General features: G+C 69.0%; 16 protein-coding genes and 1 tRNA gene. 6 read left to right on the top strand and 11 right to left on the bottom strand.

Annotated elements, in window-relative coordinates; genetic code table 11:
* Nucleotides 1-77: 77 nt before the first annotated feature.
* The 3 genes from pepN (at nucleotide 78) to ACFWBT_RS13765 (ending at nucleotide 5717) form a co-directional block, all read left to right on the top strand.
* Nucleotides 78-2588: an aminopeptidase N gene (gene pepN, locus ACFWBT_RS13755; protein WP_385699315.1), complete on the top strand. Its 2511-nt coding sequence runs from the start codon at nucleotides 78-80 to the stop codon at nucleotides 2586-2588.
* Nucleotides 2589-2913: 325 nt separating this feature from the next.
* Nucleotides 2914-4275 carry a pyridoxal phosphate-dependent decarboxylase family protein gene (locus ACFWBT_RS13760; protein ID WP_385699318.1) on the top strand — a complete coding sequence of 454 codons (1362 nt, stop codon included), beginning with the start codon at nucleotides 2914-2916 and terminating at the stop codon, nucleotides 4273-4275.
* Nucleotides 4272-5717: a lysine N(6)-hydroxylase/L-ornithine N(5)-oxygenase family protein gene (locus ACFWBT_RS13765; protein WP_385699320.1), complete on the top strand. Its 1446-nt coding sequence runs from the start codon at nucleotides 4272-4274 to the stop codon at nucleotides 5715-5717. Before ACFWBT_RS13760 ends, ACFWBT_RS13765 begins: the two co-directional genes overlap by 4 nt.
* A gap of 85 nt (nucleotides 5718-5802) precedes the next feature.
* Here the strand turns inward: ACFWBT_RS13765 and ACFWBT_RS13770 are convergent, their stop codons facing one another.
* On the bottom strand, nucleotides 5803-7608 hold the full coding sequence (locus ACFWBT_RS13770; protein WP_385699323.1) for a bifunctional metallophosphatase/5'-nucleotidase: 1806 nt from the start codon (nucleotides 7606-7608) through the stop codon (nucleotides 5803-5805).
* Between the two features lie 138 nt (nucleotides 7609-7746).
* On the opposite strand from ACFWBT_RS13770, the gene ACFWBT_RS13775 reads away from it, so the two are divergent.
* Nucleotides 7747-8517, top strand: a complete 771-nt coding sequence (locus ACFWBT_RS13775; protein ID WP_385699326.1) for an SIMPL domain-containing protein — start codon at nucleotides 7747-7749, stop codon at nucleotides 8515-8517.
* Between the two features lie 243 nt (nucleotides 8518-8760).
* Entirely contained in the window at nucleotides 8761-10197 is a 1437-nt protein-coding gene (pyk, locus tag ACFWBT_RS13780; RefSeq protein ID WP_385699329.1) for a pyruvate kinase, read from the top strand.
* Nucleotides 10198-10225: 28 nt separating this feature from the next.
* On the opposite strand, the gene ACFWBT_RS13785 is transcribed toward pyk, so the two are convergent.
* Entirely contained in the window at nucleotides 10226-10990 is a 765-nt protein-coding gene (locus ACFWBT_RS13785) for a transcriptional regulator (protein WP_385699331.1), read from the bottom strand.
* 106 nt (nucleotides 10991-11096) lie between these two features.
* A tRNA-Leu gene (locus ACFWBT_RS13790) sits at nucleotides 11097-11169 on the bottom strand.
* Between the two features lie 101 nt (nucleotides 11170-11270).
* Here ACFWBT_RS13790 and ACFWBT_RS13795 point away from each other — a divergent pair.
* Entirely contained in the window at nucleotides 11271-11927 is a 657-nt protein-coding gene (locus tag ACFWBT_RS13795; protein WP_266757604.1) for an ANTAR domain-containing response regulator, read from the top strand.
* A gap of 134 nt (nucleotides 11928-12061) precedes the next feature.
* On the opposite strand, the gene ACFWBT_RS13800 is transcribed toward ACFWBT_RS13795, so the two are convergent.
* The 8 genes from ACFWBT_RS13800 to ACFWBT_RS13835 all read right to left on the bottom strand — a co-directional run bounded on the left by ACFWBT_RS13800 (nucleotide 12062) and on the right by ACFWBT_RS13835 (nucleotide 22218).
* Nucleotides 12062-12778, bottom strand: a complete 717-nt coding sequence (locus ACFWBT_RS13800; RefSeq protein WP_266757602.1) for an ABC transporter ATP-binding protein — start codon at nucleotides 12776-12778, stop codon at nucleotides 12062-12064.
* Nucleotides 12775-13878: an ABC transporter ATP-binding protein gene (locus ACFWBT_RS13805; protein ID WP_385699335.1), complete on the bottom strand. Its 1104-nt coding sequence runs from the start codon at nucleotides 13876-13878 to the stop codon at nucleotides 12775-12777. The genes ACFWBT_RS13800 and ACFWBT_RS13805 overlap by 4 nt, the downstream gene beginning before the upstream one ends.
* A 5-nt stretch (nucleotides 13879-13883) precedes the next feature.
* Nucleotides 13884-15662, bottom strand: a complete 1779-nt coding sequence (locus ACFWBT_RS13810; RefSeq protein WP_385699363.1) for a branched-chain amino acid ABC transporter permease — start codon at nucleotides 15660-15662, stop codon at nucleotides 13884-13886.
* Between the two features lie 5 nt (nucleotides 15663-15667).
* A complete protein-coding gene (locus tag ACFWBT_RS13815) occupies nucleotides 15668-16600 on the bottom strand; it encodes a branched-chain amino acid ABC transporter permease (RefSeq protein ID WP_266757596.1) in 933 nt (310 codons plus the stop codon).
* A 193-nt stretch (nucleotides 16601-16793) separates the two neighbouring features.
* Complete coding sequence (locus ACFWBT_RS13820) at nucleotides 16794-17999, bottom strand: branched-chain amino acid ABC transporter substrate-binding protein (protein ID WP_385699366.1); 1206 nt, start codon at nucleotides 17997-17999, stop codon at nucleotides 16794-16796.
* 412 nt (nucleotides 18000-18411) lie between these two features.
* The gene (locus ACFWBT_RS13825) at nucleotides 18412-18651 is read right to left on the bottom strand and encodes a hypothetical protein (RefSeq protein WP_385699337.1); all 240 of its coding nucleotides are present in this window, start codon (nucleotides 18649-18651) and stop codon (nucleotides 18412-18414) included.
* 764 nt (nucleotides 18652-19415) lie between these two features.
* A complete protein-coding gene (locus tag ACFWBT_RS13830; protein ID WP_385699340.1) occupies nucleotides 19416-19877 on the bottom strand; it encodes a PaaI family thioesterase in 462 nt (153 codons plus the stop codon).
* Between the two features lie 61 nt (nucleotides 19878-19938).
* Nucleotides 19939-22218, bottom strand: a complete 2280-nt coding sequence (locus tag ACFWBT_RS13835; protein ID WP_385699342.1) for an FdhF/YdeP family oxidoreductase — start codon at nucleotides 22216-22218, stop codon at nucleotides 19939-19941.
* Nucleotides 22219-22249: the final 31 nt, after the last annotated feature.

The raw sequence follows: 22249 nt of genomic DNA on the forward strand, positions 1-22249 counted from the left end.
CTGTGACCAGGAAGCGACAAAGCGCGCATACCGGGCCACCACTGTGTCCCGTCTGCCGCATCGGGCAGCATGTGCTCATGTCCGTACTGACGCGCGACGAAGCGCAGACCCGTGCCAAGCTCCTCGATGTCCACCACTACGGGATCGAACTCGACGTGACCGGAGGGGACGAGACCTTCGACTCCCTCACCGTCATCCGGTTCACCACCCGCGCCGCCGCGGACACCTTCGTCGAACTGAAGCCCGTCGAACTGCGCTCCGTCACCCTCGACGGCCGGCCCCTCGACCCCGAGACCCTCGACGAGAACCGGCTGCCCCTCAAGGGCCTCACCGCCGGCGAGCACGAGCTGCGCGTCGACGCGCGCATGCGCTACTCCCGCACCGGGGAGGGCATGCACCGCTTCACCGACCCCACCGACGGCGAGACCTACCTCTACACCCAGCTCTTCATGGAAGACGTCCAGCGCGTCTTCGCCGCCTTCGACCAGCCCGACCTCAAGTCCGTCTTCGAGCTGACCGTCACCGCACCCGAAGGCTGGACCGTCCTCGCCAACGGCGTCACCGAACACCTCGGACACGGCCACTGGAAGGCCGCGCCGACCCCCCTCATCTCCACCTACCTCGTCGCCGTCGCCGCCGGCCCCTGGCACTCCGTACGCACCGAGCACCGCGGCCTCCCCTTCGGCCTCCACTGCCGCCGCTCCCTCGCCCCGTACCTCGACGCCGACGCCGACGAGATCCTCGACGTCACCCGCGCCTGCTACGACCGCTACCACGAGAAGTTCGACGAGCCCTACCCCTTCGACTCCTACGACCAGGCGTTCGTCCCCGAATTCAACGCCGGCGCCATGGAGAACCCCGGACTCGTCACCTTCCGCGACGAGTTCATCTACCGCTCCGCCGTCACCGACACCGAACGCCAGACCCGCGCCATGGTCATCGCCCACGAAATGGCCCACATGTGGTTCGGCGACCTCGTCACCCTGCGCTGGTGGGACGACATCTGGCTCAACGAGTCCTTCGCCGAGTACATGGGCTACCAGACCCTCACCGAAGCCACCCGCTTCACGGACACCTGGGTCGACTTCGGCGTCGCCCGCAAGTCCTGGGGCTACGACGCCGACCAGCGCCCCTCCACCCACCCCGTCGCCCCCGACCCCGACTCGGTCCCCGACACCGCGTCCGCCATGCTCAACTTCGACGGCATCTCCTACGCCAAGGGCGCCTCCGCCCTGCGCCAACTCGTCGCCTGGCTCGGCGAGAAGGACTTCCTCGCCGGCATCAACACCCACTTCGCCCGCCACAAGTTCGGCAACGCCACCCTCGCCGACTTCATCGACAACCTCGCCTCCGCCACCGAACGCGACGTACACGCCTGGGCCGACGCCTGGCTGCGCACCACCGGCGTCGACACCCTCAGGCCCGCGATCACCGAAGCCGACGGCCAATGGCAGCTCACCTTCGACCACGAGGGCAGCCGCCCCCACCGCATCGCCGCCGGCGCGTACGACACCGTCCCCGGCGAGAGCGACCGCCTGGTCCTGCGCGACCGCTTCGAACTCGACGTCCCCCAGGCCGACCCCGCGGATCCCCGCCCCGGCCGCCGCCCCGACCTGCTCCTCCTCAACGACGGCGACCTCTCCTACGCCAAGGTCCGCTTCGACACCAGGTCCTTCCAGACCGTACGAGCCGCCCTCTCCGGCCTCCCCGACCCCCTCACCCGGGCCGTCGTCTGGAACGCCCTGCGCGACGCCGTACGCGACGGCGAACTCCCCGCCATGGCCTACATCGAAGCCGCCCGTACCCACCTGCCGCACGAGACCGACCTCGCCCTCGTCCAAGGCGTCCTGTCCTTCGCGACCCTCCACGTCGCCGACCGGTTCCTGCGCCCCGAGGAACGCCCCACCGCCCTCGCCACCCTCACCGCCCTGTGCCGCGACCTCATCCGCCGCACCGAGGACGGCTCCCACCCCGGCCTGCGCCTCACCGCCGTACGCCACTTCATCGACGTCGCCGCCCACCCCGACACCATCAGCGCCTGGTTCTCCGAGGGCACCGTCCCCGGCGGCCCCGAGCTCGACCCCGAGCTGCGCTGGCGCATCCTCGGTCGGCTCTCCGTCCTCGGCGCCGTCGACGACGCCGTGATCGACGCCGAACTCGTCCAGGACCCCAGCGCCACCGGCCAGGAAGGCGCCGCCCGCTGCCGTGCCGCACTGCCCGACCCGCAGGCCAAGCGCGCCGCCTGGGACGCGATGTTCGCCACCGACGACCTCTCCAACTACCTGTTCACCGCCACCGCCCAGGGCTTCTGGCAGCCCGAACAGACCGACCTCGTCCGCGCGTACGTCGAGCGCTACTGGCCCGAAGCCGTCGCCGTCGCCGGACGGCGCGGACCCGCCATCGCCGAAGCCGCCGGCCGCTGGGCCTTCCCCGCCCACGCCGTCTCCCCCGAGACCCTCGCCCTCGGCGAGGCCTGCCTCAGCGACGCCAACCCCATCCCGGCCCTGCGCCGCAAACTCGCCGACCAACTCGACGACCTCGCACGGGCCTTGCGGGTGAGGGAGGCCCAGACCCCAGGGGAGGCCTGACCCGAGGGGGAGGCCTGACCCGAGGGGGAGGCCTGACCTCAGGGGAGGTCTGACCCCAGGGGTCCCCGGTTCTGCCCCGAACCCCGCTCCTCGAACGCCGGAGAGGCTGACCCCAGCCCCTCCGGCGTTCGCGTACACGGGCGTTCAGGCCCGACCAGCCCGAACGCCCCCTGCGACAGGGCCCGGCACACCCGCCCGTCCCCACAATTCCTCCGTACGGCAGTACCCCCACAGGGGGCCGAATCGTTGTCCTTGGCGGGCACACCTGCCCAAAACGCGTAGACGCCGGGGACGTACCCCGCCGCGCGTCCACCGGAGGACACCCATGAGCACGCCGCCCCTCGCCTCAGGCCCCCAAGGCCCCCACGCACTGCGGCCCCTGCTCGACACCGTCCTCGACGCGCTCACCCAAGGCACCGCCGCACGCGGCGGACCCCTCCCCGCCGGAGGGCCCGAACAGGTCGCCCGGCGCCTCCGCGACGCCGCCGGCGACCTCCTGCCCCAGCACGGCAGCGACGACGCCCTGCACACCCTCGTACGCGCCCTCGCCGAAGGCGCAGCCGACCCCGCCGACCCCCTGTGCGCCGCCCACCTGCACTGCCCACCCCTCGCCGTCGCCACCGCCGCCGACCTCGCCGCCTCCGCCCTCAACCCCTCCCTCGACTCCTGGGACCAGGCCCCCGCCGCCTCCGAACTCGAAGCACTCCTCACCCGGACCCTCGCCCACGAGGTCCACGGCACCGACAGCGACGCCCTCGTCACCACCGGCGGCACCGAGTCCAACCAACTCGCCCTCCTCCTCGCCCGCGAGAAACACGGCACCGTCCAACTCGTCCACGGAGCCAACGCCCACCACTCCCTCCACCGCGCCGCCTGGCTCCTCGGCCTCCCCGAACCCGTCGTCGTCCCCGCCCCCGCCGGCACCCTCGACCCCGCCGCCCTCGACAGCGCCCTCACCCACCTCCACGGCCCCCTCCTCGTCGCCGCCACCGCCGGCACCACCGACGCCGGACTCATCGACCCCCTGCCCGACATCGCCGACCTCTGCGCCACCCACGGCGCCCGCCTCCACATCGACGCCGCCTACGGCGGAGGCCTCCTCTTCAGCGACCGGCACCGCACCAAACTCGACGGACTCGCCCGCGCCGACACCGTCACCCTCGACCTGCACAAACTCGGCTGGCAGCCCGTCGCCGCCGGACTCCTCGCCGTCCGCGACCCCGCCGACCTCACCACCCTCGGACACCGAGCCGACTACCTCAACGCCGACGACGACACCGAAGCCGGCCTGCCCGACCTGCTCGGCCGCTCCCTGCGCACCACCCGACGCCCCGACATCCTCAAGATCGCCGTCACCCTCAAAACCCTCGGACGGCACGGCATCGGCGCCCTCGTCGACCAGGTCTGCGCCCACGCCCACGAACTCGCCGACCTCACCGCCGCCCACCCCGGCTTCGAGCTCTACGACCGGCCGGTCATCAGCACCGTCCTGTTCCGGCCCACCGACGCCACCGACGACACCGTCGCCGCCGTACGCCGCACCCTCCTGAACGAAGGCCGCGCCGTCCTCGGCCGCGCCACCGTCGACGGCCGCCGCTGGCTCAAAGCCACCCTCCTCAACCCCCACACCCGGCCCGGCGACCTGGCCACGCTCCTGAAACTGGTGGAAGGACACACCCCCCGATGAGCCCGACGCCCCACCCCCAGCGCCCCGCCGCCGAAACACCCCGCGACCTGGTGGGCATCGGCATCGGCCCCTTCAACCTCTCCCTCGCCGCCCTCGCCCAGCCCCTCACCGAACTCGACACCGTCTTCTACGAACAACGCCCCGGCTTCGACTGGCACCCCGGCCTCCTCATCGACGGCGCCACCCTCCAAGTCCCCTTCCTCGCCGACCTGGTGACCCTCGCCGACCCCAAGAGCCCCTGGTCCTTCCTCAACTACCTCAAGGACCGCGACCGCCTCTTCCCGTTCTACTTCGCCGAGCGCTTCCACATCCAGCGCACCGAATACGACGCCTACTGCCGCTGGGTCGCCGACAACCTCCCCGGACTCCGCTTCGGACACCAGGCCGACGCCGTCCGCTGGAACCCCGAACACCAGCTCTTCGAAGTCGACTTCACCGAACTCGACACCGACGGCGAAGCCCAGGCCCTCGGCCGCACCTACACCCGCAACATCGTCCTCGGCGTCGGCACCGCCCCCCACATCCCCGAACCACTCAAACCCCTCGTCGAAGCCCCCGGCGTACCCGTCATCCACGCCGCCGACTACCTCAAACACCGCGAGCAGTTCCTCACCGCCGAACACATCACCGTCATCGGCGCCGGACAGTCAGGCGCCGAAGTCTTCCTCGACCTCCTGCGCAACCGCCCCACCGGACACGAGAACATCCACTGGCTCGCCCGCACCGAAGCGTTCGCCCCGATGGAGTACTCCAAACTCGGCCTCGAACACTTCACCCCCGACTACACCCGCTACTTCCACGCCCTCACCGAACCCGTCCGCGACCGGCTCGTCGCCGCCCAATGGCAACTCCACAAAGGCATCGACGCCGACACCATCGCCGCCATCCACGACGAGCTCTACCGCCGCACCCTGCACGGCGGCTGGCCCGACGCCGTCCTCACCCCCGCCGTCACCGTCCGCACCGCCGGACGCGTCGCCACCACCAAAGTCGAACTCCACCTCGAACACGGCCAACAGGGCACCCGCACCCGCCTCACCACCGACGCCGTCGTCCTCGCCACCGGCTACCGTGAACGCCCCATCGCCCCGCTCCTCACCGGACTCGACCCCTACCTCCGCCGCGACCAGGCCCAACGCCCCAGCATCGACGATCAGTTCCGCCTGATGCTCGACCCCTCCGTCACCGGCCGCGTCTACGTCCAGAACGCCGAACTCCACACCCACGGCGTCGGCGCCCCCGACCTCGGCCTCGCCGCCTGGCGCAGCGCCACCATCCTCAACTCCCTCACCGGCAAAGACCCCTACCCCCTCCCCGGCCGAACGGCCTTCACCACCTTCGGCCTGGAACTGACCCCCCGCATCCCCTCCGCCCGCCAGGGCCAGGAAACCCGGACACTCACCCCCCTCGTCCCCCTCATCCCCCTCGTCGAGGGCAGGTGACAGCGGCAGCACAACGCGGGCCCCAACGCCGACGGCGCCGACGCGAGAAACCCGCGCCGACGCCGTCAACCCAACCCCGCCCGCCCTAGAACACGGGCGTACCGTCACGCGTCAGCTTCCAGTCCACCGACGCGAACTCCTTCGGGTCCAGCGAACCCTTCGCCGTCACCCACTCCGCGATCCGCGTCCGGATCTCCGTCGACTCCGACCACACCTCGGTCGCCGAAGCCACATGCGGGAACGCACCGCCACCGTTGGCACGGTAGTTGTTCACCGCGAACACGAACTGCTGCGCATCGTCCAGCGCGACACCGTTGTACGACAGATTCTTGATCCGCGAACCCTCGGCCTGCGCGATGTCGATGTCGTACCGCAGCCCCGATACATAGTCGTAGTTGTAGTCCGGACGATTGTTCGCGTTCGTCAGCTTCTCCGTGTCGATCACCGCACCCGCGGCCGTCCGCACGAAGTAGTTCGCCGAGTACTCCAGGTACGCCCGCACCTGCGCACCCGTCATCACCTTCGCCACCAGCGTGTTGTCGTACACGTACAGGCTCGACAGATCCCGGATCGTCACATCCCCCGCCGGGATCTCCGACGTCCGCGAGAACGGCGACGCCTGCGCGATCACCGGCAGCGACGCGTACTGCGTCCCCACCAGCGCAGCCTTGACCACGTCCTCCTGCACCTTGGTGATCAGATCGATGATCGGAGCGTCCTTGTAACGCGCCTCCACCGTCGTCAACGTCTCCGTCGCCGTACCGACCACCTGGTTGACGTACGCCACCACCACGTCGTGCTCGTCCTTCAGCAGCCGCGTGATCTTCGGGTCGTCCGCCACCGAGTTCGTGTTACGCACCGACGCAGCCACCGACTCGACCGTCCAGCGCCCCTTCTCGAAGACCAACTGGAAGTCGAACACCGACAACCGCTCCGCGTACGCCAGCGGCTCCGACAGCACGACCGTCTTCCCCGACGCCGTGTTCGTGACCTTCAGCTCCGGGATCTCCAGATGCGCGTGACCCACCAGGATCGCGTCGATCCCCGGCACCTGCTGCGCCACCAGCGCCGCCGAGTTCTCCACATACGGCAACTGGTCACCGTACGACGACGTCCCCGACGAACCGGAATGCGCCGACACGACCACCACGTCCGCACCCATCGACCGCAGCTTCGGCACCCACTTCGCCGCCTGCTCCTCCAGCCCCGGGAACGTCAACTTGCCCTGCACATACGCCTTGTCCCAGATCGCGATACCCGGGTTCGTCAGACCCAGCACCGCCACCTTCACCGGCGGCGCACCATGGACATGGAACTTCTTGATGAAGTACGGAGGGAACGCCGGCTTCAGCGTCTTCGCGTCCAGCGCGTTCGCACCCAACAGCGGGAAACGACACTGCGACTCGAACTTCCGCAGCGTCTCGATGCCGTAGTTGAACTCGTGGTTCCCGAGCGCCACCGCGTCGTAGCCGATCGCGTTCATCGCCTGCGCCATCGGGTGCACCGGACCACCCTTCGCGGTGATCGGATCCACCTTCGCGTAGTAGTACGTCAGCGGCGTGCCCTGGATCGTGTCACCCGCGTCGAGCAGCAGCGTGTTGCAACGCCCCTTCTCCTCACGGATCTTGTTCACCAGCGTCGAGATCCGCGCCAGACCCTGCGCGTTGCCCGCCTTGTCCGAGTACTCCGCGTCCTTGAAGTAGTCCCAGTTGAAGACATGCCCGTGCAGGTCGGTCGTGCCCAGCACCGTCAACGAGTACCGCTTCACCGGCTTGGCACCACCCTTCGCCTCCGCGGCGTGCGCCGCCGGAGCCGCGCCCGCACCCGCGAGCGCCACCCCCGCACCCGTCACGGCGGACTTCTTCAGGAACTTGCGGCGGTTCAACGGCATGTCTGGAACTCCTCGGGAAAGGTCAATGACGCGCGTAGATTCTGACCCCAACACCGGCCCCCGCAACAGGCCCAGGAGGTTTCCATTTGATGACCTGACGGCACCACACACACCCCGCCCAGTGACAGAGTGGGACGTATGACCCCCAACTCGGATCCCGATTTCACCCCCACCCCCGACACCCGACCCGAACCAGCCACGCAACAGACCCCACCCGCCGTCCCCTACGGCACCCCCGACACCCCCCGCATCGCCGTCCGCGGCGAGGCCCACCTCGAAGTCGACCCCGAGATCGCCCGCATCGGCATCTCCATCAGCGCCCGCGGCAAGGACCGCCGCGAAGCCCTCGCCGACCTCACCCGCCGCAACACCCTCGCCCTCGACCTCGTCAAAACCTACGGCGACGCCGTCGAACGCCTCGAAACCGGCGCCTTCACCATCAGCCCCGAACTCGGCCGGCACGGCCGCGGCGAACGCGTCCGCACCTACCACGGACACGTCCACATCAACGCCGAACTCACCGACTTCACCGCACTCGGCGAACTCACCACCGCCCTCGCCGACCTCGACCTCACCCAGGTCGACGGCCCCTGGTGGGCCCTCCGCCCCGACTCACCCGCCCACCGCGACGCCCGCCGGCAAGCCGTCCGCGAAGCCGTCCAACGCGCCCGCGAATACGCCGAAGCCCTCGACACCACCCTCACCGCCCTCGTCGAACTCGCCGACATCGGCGCCGAGGACACCCACCCCTACGCCCTCGCCGCCCAGTCCACCCGCTCCACGCGCAGATCCGCCTACGGCGGCGGCCCCACCGAGGACGAACCCGCCCCCCTCGACCTCGAACCCCAACGCCAGCACGTCCACGCCCAGGTCAACGCCCGCTTCACCATGGCCCCACCCCGGCTCTAGCCACGCACGGAAGAATCACGGAAAGTCACCGGCCGGCTCTGCCACGCACCCACCGCACTACCGACGGATACTGGACAGAAACCGGACAGATGAACGCACCCAAGCGCCCCGGGGAGCCGCCCCCCGCTCATCAGAGCACCCCGGCGCACAATTCAACAGTTGTCAATAACCCTTCACGCAAAGGTTGTTGAGTAGTCATGCGCGACCAATTCTCTACCGACCGGTAAGGCCTAGGCTCGAACCATGCGCCGAGCAAAGATCGTCTGTACCTTGGGCCCCGCCACCGACTCGTACGACCAGATCAAAGCCCTGGTCGAAGCCGGAATGGACGTAGCCCGCTTCAACCTCAGCCACGGCACCCACGCCGAACACGAGGAGCGCTACCGGCACGTACGAAAGGCCTCCGACGAGACCGGCCACAGCGTCGGCATCCTCGCCGACCTTCAAGGCCCGAAGATCCGACTCGGCCACTTCACCGAAGGCCCCGTACTCCTTGAACGCGGAGACACCTTCACCATCACCGTCGAAGAAGGCGCCGAAGGCGACCGCCAGACCTGCGGAACCACCTACGACGGACTGGCAACGGACGTCACTCCCGGTGAACGCATCCTCGTCGACGACGGCAAAGTCTGCCTCGAAGTCACCACCGTCGACGGACCCCGCGTCCACACCACCGTCATCGAAGGCGGCATGGTCTCCGACCACAAAGGCCTCAACCTCCCCGGCGTCGCCGTCTCCGTCCCCGCCCTCTCCGAAAAGGACGAAGAAGACCTCCGCTGGGCCCTGCGCACCGGCTTCGACGTCATCGCCCTCTCCTTCGTCAGAAGCGGCAAGGACATCGACGCGGTCCACCGCATCATGGACGAAGAAGGCCGCCGCCTCCCCGTCATCGCCAAAGTCGAAAAGCCCCAGGCCGTCGACAACATCGACGACATCGTCGCCGCCTTCGACGGCATCATGGTCGCCCGCGGCGACCTCGGCGTCGAAATGCCTCTGGAACAGGTCCCGATCGTCCAGAAGCGCGCCATCAAACTCGCCAAGCGCAACGCCAAGCCGGTCATCGTCGCCACCCAGATGCTCGACTCGATGATCGACAACTCCCGCCCCACCCGCGCCGAAGCCTCCGACGTCGCCAACGCCGTCATCGACGGCACCGACGCCGTCATGCTCTCCGGCGAAACCAGCGTCGGCAAATACCCCATCGAAACCGTCAGGACGATGTCCCGCATCGTCGAAGCGGCGGAAGAAGACATCCTCGCCAAGGGCCTCCCGCCCCTGACCGAACGCAACAAGCCCCGCACCCAGGGCGGAGCCGTCGCCCGCGCCGCAGCCGAAATGGGCGACTTCCTCGGCGCCAAATTCCTCGTCGCCTTCACCCAGTCCGGCGACACCGTCCGCCGCCTCTCCCGCTATCGCTCCCCGATCCCCCTCCTCGCCTTCACCCCCACCCCCGCCACCCGCTCCCAACTCAACCTCACCTGGGGCGTCGAAACCTTCCTCGGCCCCCACGTCGACTCCACCGACGCCATGGTCGACCAGGTCGACGAACTCCTCCTCAAATACGGCCGCTGCGCCAAGGGCGACATCGTCGTGATCACCGCCGGCTCCCCGCCCGGAGTCACCGGCTCCACGAACCTGGTCCGCGTCCACCACATCGGCGAGGACGACAGCCCCAAGTAGCAGGTGGAGGTGCCTCCTCCGTCGCCGGTCAGTACTTGGGGCCCACGTGGGCGTCCATGAGGGCTACTGAGGCTTTGCGGGCGATGGAGATGTTGCGGGAGTTCGGCTGTTTCCAGTCGACGCCGACCGCGTCGAGGGTGTCGGTGAAGAGGCGCATGATGTCGGACGACTTGTTGGTGAAGAAGTACCGGGGGTACTCGTAGCGCTTCGTTTCCCCGGCGACGAGGCGCGTCGTCCAGTTGGTGATGCGGCAGCCGTCCGAGTGGATGAGCCCCCGGATGAATTCCCAAGGGTGGGCATCGACGATTCGCCGTTGCCAGGGTTCGAGAGCGATCTTGCGGTCGTGCTTCTTGCCGGGGCCGTGCTGAGGGAACAGGCAGGGCCAGTGCTTGCTGGAGCAGGTGACGTACTGGCAGCCCTGGCTCCGGACGCGGAGGATTTTGTTGTCGGGGCGTATGAGTTGCATCGCCGACGCGCAGGCCTCGATGAGCCCGGGCCACGCGTCGGCACACGCGATGCGCAGGAAATGGACACCTCGCCGCGAGGCGCTGATGCAGCCGTCTCCTAAGTAGAGCCCCAGTAGATAGGCGTACGCGGCAGGATCATCCGGTGATTCAGGGGTGACGCGACACCTGGGGCATGGTCGTGAGCGGTTTCCGCTCAGAGGCTCGATACGTGACTGCCAGGAACGGATCGCGGCTCGGGAGGCGCCGGTCTCCTTGCTCACCGAGTTGAGACTGCGCCCCTGTGCAACGAGTGCCAGTGCTCGCTTGCGTGTGCCCATGTCGTACATATGGCCACTCTGTGGACAGTTCGGGTGCGACACGCAGCAAAAAGCGGATGTTCACCAGAATGGGAACATCCGCTTTCATCTAGCAACCTTGGCATCCAAGGAAAAGTACCCCGAGTCGGATTCGAACCGACGCTGTATGGGTTTTGAATCCATTGCCTCTACCGCTGGGCTACCGGGGCTTCCTCTGAAACAGAGAGTAGCGATCACCCGCCGTGCCCTCACCTTACCGCAGCTAGGTAGGCTCTTGGGAGCAGTACCCCGCCCTGAACGAGGAGCCCCCGTGACCGCCCCCGAGTCGCCCCAGCCCGTAGACGCGCCCGACGACGACAAGTCGCACGTGCCTCCGCTGACGACCCGTGTCGTCATCGCCGAGGACGAGGCGCTGATCCGCCTCGACCTCAAAGAGATGCTCGAGGAAGAGGGCTACACCGTCGTAGGTGAGGCGGGTGACGGTGAGCAGGCCGTCGAGCTGGCCCGGGAGCACAAGCCGGACCTGGTGATCCTCGATGTGAAGATGCCGAAGCTGGACGGCATCTCGGCGGCGGAGAAGATCGCCGAGGAGTCGATCGCCCCGGTGCTGATGCTGACCGCGTTCTCGCAGCGCGACCTGGTCGAGCGGGCCCGTGACGCGGGCGCGATGGCGTACCTGGTGAAGCCGTTCAGCAAGAGCGACGTGGTGCCGGCGATCGAGATGGCGGTGTCCCGGTTCGCGGAGCTGAAGGCGCTGGAGGGTGAGATCGCGGATCTCACGCAGCGTCTGGAGACGCGCAAGCTGGTGGACCGTGCGAAGTCGGTTCTGCAGACGGAGTACGGCCTGACGGAGCCGGCGGCGTTCCGGTGGATCCAGAAGACGTCGATGGACCGTCGTATGTCGATGCAGCAGGTCGCGGAGGCGGTCATCGAGGACGCCGAGGAGAAGAAGGCGTCGAAGGGCTAGTTCCGCGCCCTGTCGAAGAGAGTGTCGAAGAGCTCTCATCCGCGTCGTGTCCGCGGATGAGAGGACGGAAGAGGCCCGCACCCCTGACGGAGGTGCGGGCCTTTTCGTGCGACGGGTGGGGTCGCGGGGGAGTGTCAGTCCTCGCCGAGGTACGCCTTGCGGACGGACTCGTCGTGGAGCAGGTCCTGGCCGGTGCCGGAGAGGACGATGCTGCCGACCTCCATGACGTGTGCCTGGTCGGCGAGGGAGAGCGCCGCCTGGGCGTTCTGCTCGACGAGCAGGATGGTCGTGCCGGACGCCTTGAGTTCGGCGATGGTGGCGAGGATCTTCTGCATCATGATCGGCGAGAGGCCCATGGAGGGTTCGTCGAGCATGAGCAGTTTGGGCTGGGACATGAGGGCGCGTCCCATGGCGAGCATCTGCTGTTCGCCGCCGGAGAGGGTGCCTGCGGCCTGCTTACGGCGTTCTCCCAGGATGGGGAAGAGGTCGTAGGCGCGCTGGATGTCCTTCTCGATGCCCGCCTTGTCGGTGCGGAGGAACGCTCCGAGCTGGAGGTTCTCCGTGATGGTGAGGCGGGGGAAGATGTGGCGTCCCTCGGGGGAGTGCGCGAGTCCGAGGGCGACGATCTTGTGGGCGGGGACGTTGGCCAGGGGCTGGCCGTCGAAGAGGATGCGGCCTCCGCTGGGCTTGAGGAGCCCGGAGAGGGTGCGCAGGGTCGTCGTCTTGCCGGCGCCGTTGGTGCCGATGAGGGTGACGATCTGGCCGGCTTCGACGGTGAAGGAGATGCCCTTGACGGCTTCGATCTTGCCGTAGGCGACCTTGAGGTCTTCGACCTCGAGCAGTGCGGTCACTGGGCGTTTCCTTCCTTGCTGGTGCTGCTGCCCTGTGCGTCGGAGTCGTCGGACGCGGCGGGTGTCGTGGAGGCTTCGGGGGCGGCGGAGTCGTCGGCCTCGGGGGCGTCGGCTGTTCCTGCGTCCTCGGGGGCTTCCTCGGTTTCCGCGGTTTCCGGGGTCTCTTCGGCTTCCTCGGCCGGGGTGGCTTCCGCCGTGTCCTCGGCGTCGGCGGCTTCCTCGGTGTCCGTGGTCACCGCGACGGGGGTCTCGGTGGCTTTGGCCGCTCCCGCGGCTTCGGCGGCTTCGACCTCGGCGAGTTCTTCTTCGCCGGGGGCGCCCTCGAAGGGGGTGCCGAGGTAGGCGGCGATGACGCGCTCGTCGCCCTGGACGACGTCGGACGTTCCCTCGACGAGCTTTTCGCCCTGGACGAGGCAGGCCACGCGGTCGGACAGGTTGAAGATGAAGCGCATGTCGTGCTCGATGACGAGGACGGCGATGCCCCGGTCGCGGATGGCGAAGACGAGTTCTTCGGTCGCGCGGGTTTCCTGGGGGTTCATGCCGGCGGTGGGCTCGTCCAGGAGGAGGAGGCCCGGCTCGCTCGCCATGGCTCGCGCGATCTCCAGCTTGCGCTGTTCGCCGTAGGGGAGGTTGCGGGAGAGGTGGTCGGCCTTGTGGGCGAGGCCGATGAACTCCAGCAGTTCCATGGCGCGTTCGCGGGAGGCCGCCTCCGCCTTGCGGAAGCCGGGGCCGCGGAGGAGGGCGGACCAAAGGCCTTCCTTGGTGCGGGTGTGGCGTCCGACGAGCACGTTTTCCAGGACGGTCATGTTGGCGAAGAGCCGGATGTTCTGGAAGGTGCGGGCGATGCCGGCGCTGGTGACCAGGTGCGGCTTCGGGGGCAGCACCGTGCCCTTGTAGGCGACCTTGCCCTCGGTGGGGACGTAGAGACCGGTGAGGCAGTTGAAGAAGGTGGTCTTGCCCGCGCCGTTGGGGCCGATGAGGCCGACGATCTCTCCGGCGTTGACGGTGAGGTCGACGTTGCGTACGGCGGTGAGGCCGCCGAAGCGCATGGTGACGCCGGTGGCTTCGAGGACGGGGCTGGGGGCTGTGGTGGTGGTCATGTTGGTTACGCCCCTGCCTTGGTGACGCCGACGGTGGAGTCGGGCAGGCCTTGTTCGGGGATGTGGACGGTCTTGTCGCTGTCGTCGCTCTCGTGGAACTCGAGCTGGTTGCGACGGTTGGCGATGATGCCTTCGGGGCGGAAGCGCATCAGGATGACGAGCGCGATGCCGAAGGCGAGGAGCTCGTACTCCTTGAGGAAGCTGAGCTTCTCGGGGAGGAGGTAGAGCAGGGTGGCGCCGAGGATGGGTCCGTTGACGGTACCCATGCCGCCGAGGACGACCGCGGCGAGGAGGAACGCGGAGTTCGGGGGCACGGAGCCGGCGAACTGGTACGGGGCCGGGTTGACGCTGTAGCCGACGTGGGCGCTGACCGTGCCGGCGAGGCCGGCGAGGGAGGCGCCGAGGGCGAAGGCGATGAGCTTCACGCGGAAGCCGTTGATGCCCATGGCGGTGGCGGCGGTCTCGTCCTCGCGGATGGCGATCCAGGAGCGGCCGATCCGGGAGTCGGCGGCGCGGTTGAACACGACGACGACGAGTCCGGTGATGAGCAGCATCAGCAGGAAGTAGTTCGCGAAGCGGCCGAGGGTGATGCCACCGATGGCGTGTGCGGCACCGAAGTTGAACCCGAGGATGTCGAGGTCGGGGATCATGGAGATGCCGTTGGGGCCGTTGGTGATGTTGGGTCCGGAGACGCCGTCCATGTTGTTGACGGCGATGCGGAAGATCTCTCCGAAGCCCAGGGTCACGATGGCGAGGTAGTCGCCGCGCAGTCGCAGGGTGGGGGCGCCGATGAGGACGCCGAAGACGAGCGACGCGGCCATGCCGGTGAGCATGGCGGCCCAGAAGGGGAACTGGACGCCGGCGAAGCGGGAGAACTCGGAGCCGGATACGAGGGCTGCGGCGTAGGCGCCGACGCCGAGGAAGGCGACGTATCCGAGGTCGAGGAGTCCGGTGAGGCCGACGACGATGTTGAGGCCGAGGGCGACGGTTCCGACGACGAGGATGTTCACGCCGAGGTTGGCGTTGTGCTCGTTGCTCTCGACGAAGGGGAAGACCGCCGCGGCGAGGAACGCCATGGTGGTGGCGAATCCCTTGTGGCGGGCGTTCAGTTGGGCGAAGCGGTCGAAGAGTCCGGCGGTGAGCAGGGCCCAGGTGCCGAAGACGACGAGGAGCAGATAGCCCAGGAACGTTTCGCTTGCGTCGGGGTCGACACCGATGCCGTAGGTGAAGACGATCAGCGCGAAGGCGGTGGCGCCGGTGATGACGAGGCGCTCGCCCCAGCCGGCCATTTTGGCGGCCGGGGGGATGAGGTCGGGCTTGGTGACGTAGTCCTTGAAGGTGTCACCGGGCTTGGGGAGTGCCAGGGTGCCGAGGAGGGCGATCAGGGAGCCGACGGCGGCGACGTAGGCGCCGGGGTCGAGTGCGACGAGGCCCTTGAGGTCGACGGCGATGGCGATCGCGCTGAACCAGCTGACGGCGAACGCGGAGGTGGCGGCGAGGACGACGGGCTGGGTGGCGCCCGCCGGGTTGAGCCAGTTGAGTCCGCGGACGTTCCAGAGGGTCAGGGCGTAGAGGAGGGTGAGGGCGCCGGCGACGAGGGCGAGGATCTGGAGTCCGGCCGGGGAGCCGTAGTAGGTGAGGTCCCCGGGGAATTCGGACGTGTAGGTCCAGGACATGAACGTGCTGGCGATGGTGGCGATGGCGCCGAAGGCGATGAGGGCGCGGGCGGCGCTCTCGGGGAGTGCGATCAGGCCGCGCTCGGTGGTGGTCTCGGTGGTTGCCATGGTGCTCACGCCCTGTCCGCGACGCGTTCGCCGACTAGGCCTTGTGGCCTGAACAGCAGTACGAGGATGAGGAGTACGAAGGCCCAGACGGAGGACCAGCCGCCGCCGCCGAGCTGCTGCATGCCCGGGATGCCGTCGATGTAGCTGGTGGCCATGGTCTCGGCGAGGCCGAGGACGAGGCCGCCGATCATGGCGCCGTAGATGTTGCCGATGCCGCCGAGGACGGCCGCGGTGAAGGCCTTGAGGCCCATCTGGAAGCCCATGTCGTACTTCACCGTGCCGTAGCGCAGGCCGTAGGCGACGGCGGCGACGGCGGCGAAGAAGCCGCCGATGGCGAAGGCGATGACGATGATGCGGTTGGTGTCGATGCCCATGAGCTGTGCGGTGTCAGGGTCCTGCGCGGTGGCCTGCATGGCGCGGCCGGTGCGGGAGAGGCTGACGAACAGGGCGAGGGCCGCCATGCAGAGGGGGGCGGCGATGATGACGAAGACGCTGCCGCTCTGGATGCTGACGGAGCCGATGTGCAGGGGCCCGAAGGGGAGCTGCGGGAACGTGATGTCGGTCTTGGCGTCCGGGTACCCGTTGAAGACGACCTGCTGCAGGGCGAGGGACAGGCCGATGGCGGTGATGAGGGGAGCGAGGCGTGGCGCACCGCGCAGTGGTCGGTAGGCGAAGCGTTCGGCCCCGACGGCGATGAGGACGGAGACGATTCCGCCGCCTATCAGCATCGCTGGGAGGGCTATCCACATGGATGTGCCGTTTGGCAGAACGTAGAGGTAGACCGTGAGTGCGCCGAAGCCGCCGGTCATGAAGATCTCGCCGTGGGCGAAGTTGATGAGCTGGACGATGCCGTACACCATCGTGTAGCCGATGGCGATCAGCCCGTACATCGAGCCGAGGAACAGCCCGTTGGCCAGCTGCTGCGGCAGGGTGTTCACCGCATGGCCTCCATGTGGTGGGGAGAATTGAGCAGGGCGTATGAAGCGGGCCGCGCGGTGACGTGTGGTCGTGGCCGCGCGGCCCTGAGGTTGTGCTGAGGGCCTGTCCGGCGGACGGTCCGGGCGTGCGGTGCCGCTGGGGCGCCGTGCCTGGATTCGGACCTGTCCGCCGGAGTGGCCCGGGTGGTGCGGATCAGCCCTTGGCCGTGCCGCTCTTGACGGCCTTCCACTTGCCGTCGACGACCTGGTAGACGGTGAGCTGCTTGTTGTTGGTGTCGCCGTACTCGTCGAAGGAGACGGGGCCGGCGATGCCGTCGAACTTGGTCTTCTGGACCTCGGCGACGATCTTGGCGCGGGCGCCGTCCGGGATCTTGCCGTCCTTCACGACGTTGCCGATGGCCTTGATGATGGCCGTGGCGGCGTCGTAGGAGTAGCCACCGTAGGTGCCGTAGTCGCCCTTGAGGCCGGAGGCCTTGTACTTCTTGATGAAGTCGGCGGCCGAGGGCAGGGAGTCGACGGGCTGGCCGACCGAGGTGACGAGGTCGCCCTCGGAGGTCTTGCCGGCGGTCTCGATGTAGGTCGGGGTGAACATGCCGTCACCGCCGAACAGCGGGACCTTGACTCCGCCGTCCTTGAGCTGCTTGGTGAGCTTCTCCGACTCGTCGTACTGGCCACCGTAGTAGACGAGGTCGGCCTTGGCGTTCTTGATCTTGGTGACGAGGGACGAGAAGTCCGTGTCGCCGGTGTTGACGTGGTCCTCGCCCGCGACCTTGCCGCCGGCCTTGGTGAAGCCGGCCTTGAAGAGCTTGGCGAGGCCGGCGCCGTAGGTCTGCTTGTCGTCGACCACGTACACCTTGCGCTTCTTCAGCGTGTTGTAGGCGTAGTCGGCCGCGAAGCCGCCCTGGAGGGCGTCGGTGGTGGCGGTGCGGAAGTAGGTCTTGAACGGGCGGGTCTTCTCGGTCTGCCAGTTCTTGCCCTGGGTGAGCTCGGGGGCCGTGTTGGACGGCGAGATCTCGACCAGGCCGGCGGTGTCGAAGACCTGCTGCATCTGGGTGGCGACGCCGGAGTTCAGCGGGCCGACGACGCCGAGGACCTTGTCGTTCTGGACGAGCTGGGTGGCGTTCGCCTGGCCGGAGGCCGGGATGGCCTTGTCGTCGAGCGCCTTGACCTTGAAGGTCACACCGGGAACGGTGTTGTTCTTGTTGGCGTCGTCCACGGCGATCTGGACGCCGCCCTGGATGCCGAGGCCGGTGGCGGAGTTCTGACCGGTCAGCGGGGCGTCGACGCCGATGATGATCTCGGTCTTCTTGTCGCCCTTGCTGTCGCCGCTGTCGTCGCGCGAGCCGCAGGCGGTCAGCGTGAGTGCTCCCGTTGTGAGCACGGCGGTGAGTATGACCATGGAACGCTGTCGCACGTTGAATCCTCTCCCTGGCGCGGCACCCCAGGGTGGGGGCCGTGTGTCTCGCCGGGCCGTACTGGATGAAGCAGGGCCGTGCAGTGACGCGCCCGGCGGCGCGGTGACTGGCCGTGACTATAAGCGCAGGTAGGGGGAGTGGGGAGGAGCGTAGGGAAGGCTGTGACGCTCTTGTTATGCGGGGGAGCCCCCCGGGCGTGTGGGGCGGACGATCGGAGCATTTCGGTGTGCTGGTCGCAGACGGTTGTGTGTTCGCATGGTGAGAACGCCCTGATCCGGGTTCGTGGCGGAGAGCGGAAGCCGGGGGTGCGGCGCCGTGGAGGCGCGGCGCGGGGGGCGTGGTGCGGGGCCCCTCGCGGCGTGGGCATTGCTTCGTTACAGCAGAGGTAACCGACTGTTACCGCCGCGTGAGGCGGTCGTGGGTGTCTTGTCCGGGTGAAGTGGGTGTGGGAGAGGGCGGGTTGGGGAAGCGGCGGGCGCGCAGGTCGGTCCACGGGTCGCGTGGGCAGGTGCCGCCGAAGTGAAAGCTTTGCTGTTGCTGTGCTGTCTTGTTGCTGATGAGCAGGTCGAGGCGGGGGAGCTCGATGGCGCGCGGTGGGGCGGCGCACTCGTATACGGAGCTACGTGCCGTGATCATGCGGAGATTTCCGGCCCTTACTGTCAGTGGCAGCCGGGGCGCGGTGATGGCGCTCAACTGGGTTGGTCAGGCGCCCACTTGGTGGGCCGTCACGGGGATGCCGCGGGGCGACGTCGACCTCGAAGCGGAAGGAGGCGGGCCCGGGGTCGCGGCCCTTGTGGCCGAGGGCGGTGGCACCGGCGGGACGCGGACAAGGGCCCGGGTGGGCGGGGCTCGGGGTGAGGTGGGCGGCCGTTGCGGTCGCGATGATGATCGGAGCCTGGGCGGGGCGTCGGTGCGAGCGCGGGAGTGCGGACCAACGGGCGTCGAGGTGTGCGGGGTTCGCTCTCGGCGGGTCGGCGGGGCGTTCTGGTGGGGCCGTCGGCTTCGTCGGGGTGGTGCGGCTCGACGGGCCCGAAGCCGGTCATGTCTCACGCCGGCCCGGAGGACGTGACTCCGCCAATGGTCGGCGCGGGCTGGGGAGTTGGGTGCCTGAGGCCGGGTTCTTAGGGCCAGGCTCTTGAGGCCGGGCTCCCGAGGCCGGGCTCCCGAGGCCGGGCTCCCGAGGGGGGCCCCGAGGTCGAGGGCTGCCGGGGTTGGGATGTGCCGGGGCCGGGCTTCCCCGGCTGGTCGTCCGGGAGCTGGGCGCCCGGGAGGCGGACGCTCCTGGGCGGGCCCCGTGTGTTCCCGCCGCCCGAGGGGCCCTCAGACGGCCCTTGAGGGCCCCTCGGAGGTCCGGTGAGGCCCCGGGGCGCCCCGGAGGGGTGCGGCCGGGTCCCCGGGTGTCAGCTCTGGGGTGCGTCCTTGAGGATGCAGGTGAGGCGCGCGCTGCAGACGCGCTTGCCGTCCTCGTCGGTGATGGCGATCTCGTACGTCGCCGAGGTGCGGCCGCGGTGGACGGGGGTGGCGACGCCGGTGACGAGGCCGGAGCGGACGCCGCGGTGGTGGGTGCAGTTCAGGTCGACGCCGACGGCGATCTTGGTGATGCCGCCGTGGAGCATGGCGCCGACGGAGCCGATGGTCTCGGCGAGGACGGCGGAGGCTCCTCCGTGCAGGAGGCCGTAGGGCTGGGTGTTGCCCTCCACGGGCATGGTGCCCACGACGCGGTCCGCGGAGGCTTCGACGATCTGGACGCCCATGCGGTTGCCGAGGTGGCCCGCGGAGAACAGCGCGGGCAGATCGATGCCGAGCGCGGCGTACTCGTCGAGGACCTCTTGCGGGAACTTCACGGTGTGCTGCTCGCCCATGGGGCCGGGCTCCGTTCGTCGTGGACCACTTCGTCGTGGTTTCTCCTCGCTGAGCGAACGCTCAGTCGGCTGTCGATTGTTCCAGACGGACGACCACGGACTTGCTGGCAGGGGTGTTGCTGGTGTCGGCGGTCGCGTCGAGGGGGACCAGGACGTTGGTCTCGGGGTAGTAGGCGGCCGCGCAGCCTCGGGCGGTCGGGTAGTGCACGAGGCGGAAGCCGGGCGCGCGCCGCTCCACGCCGTCCTTCCATTCGCCGACCAGGTCGACGTACGAGCCGTCCGCGAGCTTCAGCCGGCGGGCGTCCTCGGGGTTGACGAGGACGACCCGGCGGCCGTTCTTGATGCCCCGGTATCGGTCGTCGAGTCCGTAGATGGTGGTGTTGTACTGGTCGTGGGAGCGCAGGGTCTGCAGCAGCAGGCGGCCCTCTGGGAGCTCGGGGTACTCGACGGGCGCGGCGGTGAAGTTGGCCTTGCCGGTGGCCGTCGGGAAGCGGCGCTCGTCGCGGGGGGCGTGCGGGAGGGCGAAGCCGGCCGGGTCGGCCACGCGGGCGTTGAAGTCCTGGAAGCCGGGGATCACGCGCGCGATGCGGTCGCGGATGCTCGCGTAGTCCTTCTCGAACTCCTCCCAGGGGGTGTGGCTGCGTTCGCCGAGGACCCTGCGGGCGAGGCGGGCCACGATGGCGGGCTCGGACAGCAGGTGCGGGCTCGCGGGCTCCAGGCGGCCCCGTGAGGCGTGCACCATGCCCATGGAGTCCTCGACGGTCACGAACTGCTCGCCGCTGCCCTGGAGGTCGCGCTCGGTGCGTCCGAGGGTGGGCAGGATGAGGGCACGCGCGCCCGTGACGGCGTGCGAGCGGTTCAGCTTGGTGGAGACGTGGACGGTCAGCCGGGCGCGTCGCATGGCCGCCTCGGTGACGTCGGTGTCGGGGGACGCGGAGACGAAGTTGCCGCCCATGGCGAAGAAGACCTTGGCCTCGCCGTCGCGCAGCGCGCGGATGGCCCGTACGACGTCGTAGCCGTGTTCGCGGGGCGGGGCGAAGCCGAACTCCTTCTCCAGGGCGTCGAGGAAGGCCGGGGCGGGGCGCTCGAAGATGCCCATGGTGCGGTCGCCCTGCACGTTCGAGTGACCGCGCACCGGGCAGACGCCGGCTCCCGGGCGGCCGATGTTGCCGCGCAGGAGGAGGAAGTTGACGACTTCCCGGATCGTCGGAACGGCGTGCTTGTGCTGGGTGAGGCCCATGGCCCAGCACACGATGGTGCGCTCGGAGGCGAGGACCATGGTCAGGGCCTCGTCGATCGCGTCGCGGGTGAGGCCGGTCGCGGTGAGTGTCTCGTCCCAGTCGGCGGCGCTCGCGGCCCGGGCGAAGTCCTCGAAACCGTGGGTGTGTTCGGCGACGAACGTCTCGTCGACGGCGCCCTCGGTGGCGAGGATCAGCTTGTTCAGCAGGCGGAAGAGGGCCTGGTCGCCGCCGAGGCGGATCTGCAGGAAGAGGTCGGTGAGCGCGGCGCCCTTGATCATGCCCTGGGGGGTCTGCGGGTTCTTGAAGCGTTCCATGCCCGCTTCGGGGAGCGGGTTGACGGTGATGATCCGGGCGCCGTTGGCCTTGGCCTTCTCCAGGGCCGAGAGCATGCGCGGGTGGTTCGTGCCCGGGTTCTGCCCGGCGACGATGATCAGGTCCGCCCGGTAGAGGTCGTCGAGCAGGACGCTGCCCTTGCCGATGCCGATGGTCTCGGAGAGGGCGGAGCCCGACGACTCGTGGCACATGTTCGAGCAGTCCGGCAGGTTGTTCGTGCCGAGTTCGCGGGCGAACAGCTGGTAGAGGAAGGCGGCCTCGTTGCTGGTGCGGCCCGAGGTGTAGAAGAGGGTCTCGTCGGGGGAGCCGAGCGCCGCGAGTTCCTCGGCGACGATGTCGAAGGCGCGCTCCCAGCCGATGGGCTCGTAGTGGTCGGCGCCCTCGGGGAGGTACATGGGGTGCGTGAGGCGTCCCTGCTGGCCGAGCCAGTAGCCGCTGCGGCCGGCGAGGTCGGAGACGGGGTGCGCGGCGAAGAAGTCCGGGGTCACCCGGCGCAGGGTGGCCTCCTCGGCGACGGCCTTGGCGCCGTTCTCGCAGAACTCCGCCGCGTGCCGGTGCTCCGGCTCGGGCCAGGCGCAGCCCGGGCAGTCGAAGCCGTCCTTCTGGTTGACGCGCAGGAGGGTGAGCGCGGTGCGGCGCACGCCCATCTGCTGCTGGGCGATGCGCAGGGTGTGTCCGATGGCGGGCAGCCCGGCCGCGGCGTGCTTGGGTTCGGCGATCTGCGGCGCGTCCTGGACCGGATCGCTTTTCGGCGGCTTGCTGGCCATCGCTGAACCCCTTCGCGTGCGCACCTCGGTG

It is taken from the genome of Streptomyces sp. NPDC060027 (assembly GCF_042737005.1).
Lineage (GTDB): Bacteria > Actinomycetota > Actinomycetes > Streptomycetales > Streptomycetaceae > Streptomyces.

Coding starts and splice junctions, on each gene's coding strand:
- ACFWBT_RS13775 (WP_385699326.1), top strand. CDS start 7,747: ATGACCCCCAACTCGGATCCCGATTTCACCCCCACCCCCGACACCCGA.
- ACFWBT_RS13835 (WP_385699342.1), bottom strand. CDS start 22,218: ATGGCCAGCAAGCCGCCGAAAAGCGATCCGGTCCAGGACGCGCCGCAG.
- ACFWBT_RS13760 (WP_385699318.1), top strand. CDS start 2,914: ATGAGCACGCCGCCCCTCGCCTCAGGCCCCCAAGGCCCCCACGCACTG.
- ACFWBT_RS13805 (WP_385699335.1), bottom strand. CDS start 13,878: ATGACCACCACCACAGCCCCCAGCCCCGTCCTCGAAGCCACCGGCGTC.
- pyk (WP_385699329.1), top strand. CDS start 8,761: ATGCGCCGAGCAAAGATCGTCTGTACCTTGGGCCCCGCCACCGACTCG.
- ACFWBT_RS13770 (WP_385699323.1), bottom strand. CDS start 7,608: ATGCCGTTGAACCGCCGCAAGTTCCTGAAGAAGTCCGCCGTGACGGGT.
- ACFWBT_RS13810 (WP_385699363.1), bottom strand. CDS start 15,662: ATGGCAACCACCGAGACCACCACCGAGCGCGGCCTGATCGCACTCCCC.
- ACFWBT_RS13820 (WP_385699366.1), bottom strand. CDS start 17,999: ATGGTCATACTCACCGCCGTGCTCACAACGGGAGCACTCACGCTGACC.
- pepN (WP_385699315.1), top strand. CDS start 78: ATGTCCGTACTGACGCGCGACGAAGCGCAGACCCGTGCCAAGCTCCTC.
- ACFWBT_RS13825 (WP_385699337.1), bottom strand. CDS start 18,651: ATGATCACGGCACGTAGCTCCGTATACGAGTGCGCCGCCCCACCGCGC.
- ACFWBT_RS13785 (WP_385699331.1), bottom strand. CDS start 10,990: ATGTACGACATGGGCACACGCAAGCGAGCACTGGCACTCGTTGCACAG.
- ACFWBT_RS13765 (WP_385699320.1), top strand. CDS start 4,272: ATGAGCCCGACGCCCCACCCCCAGCGCCCCGCCGCCGAAACACCCCGC.
- ACFWBT_RS13830 (WP_385699340.1), bottom strand. CDS start 19,877: ATGGGCGAGCAGCACACCGTGAAGTTCCCGCAAGAGGTCCTCGACGAG.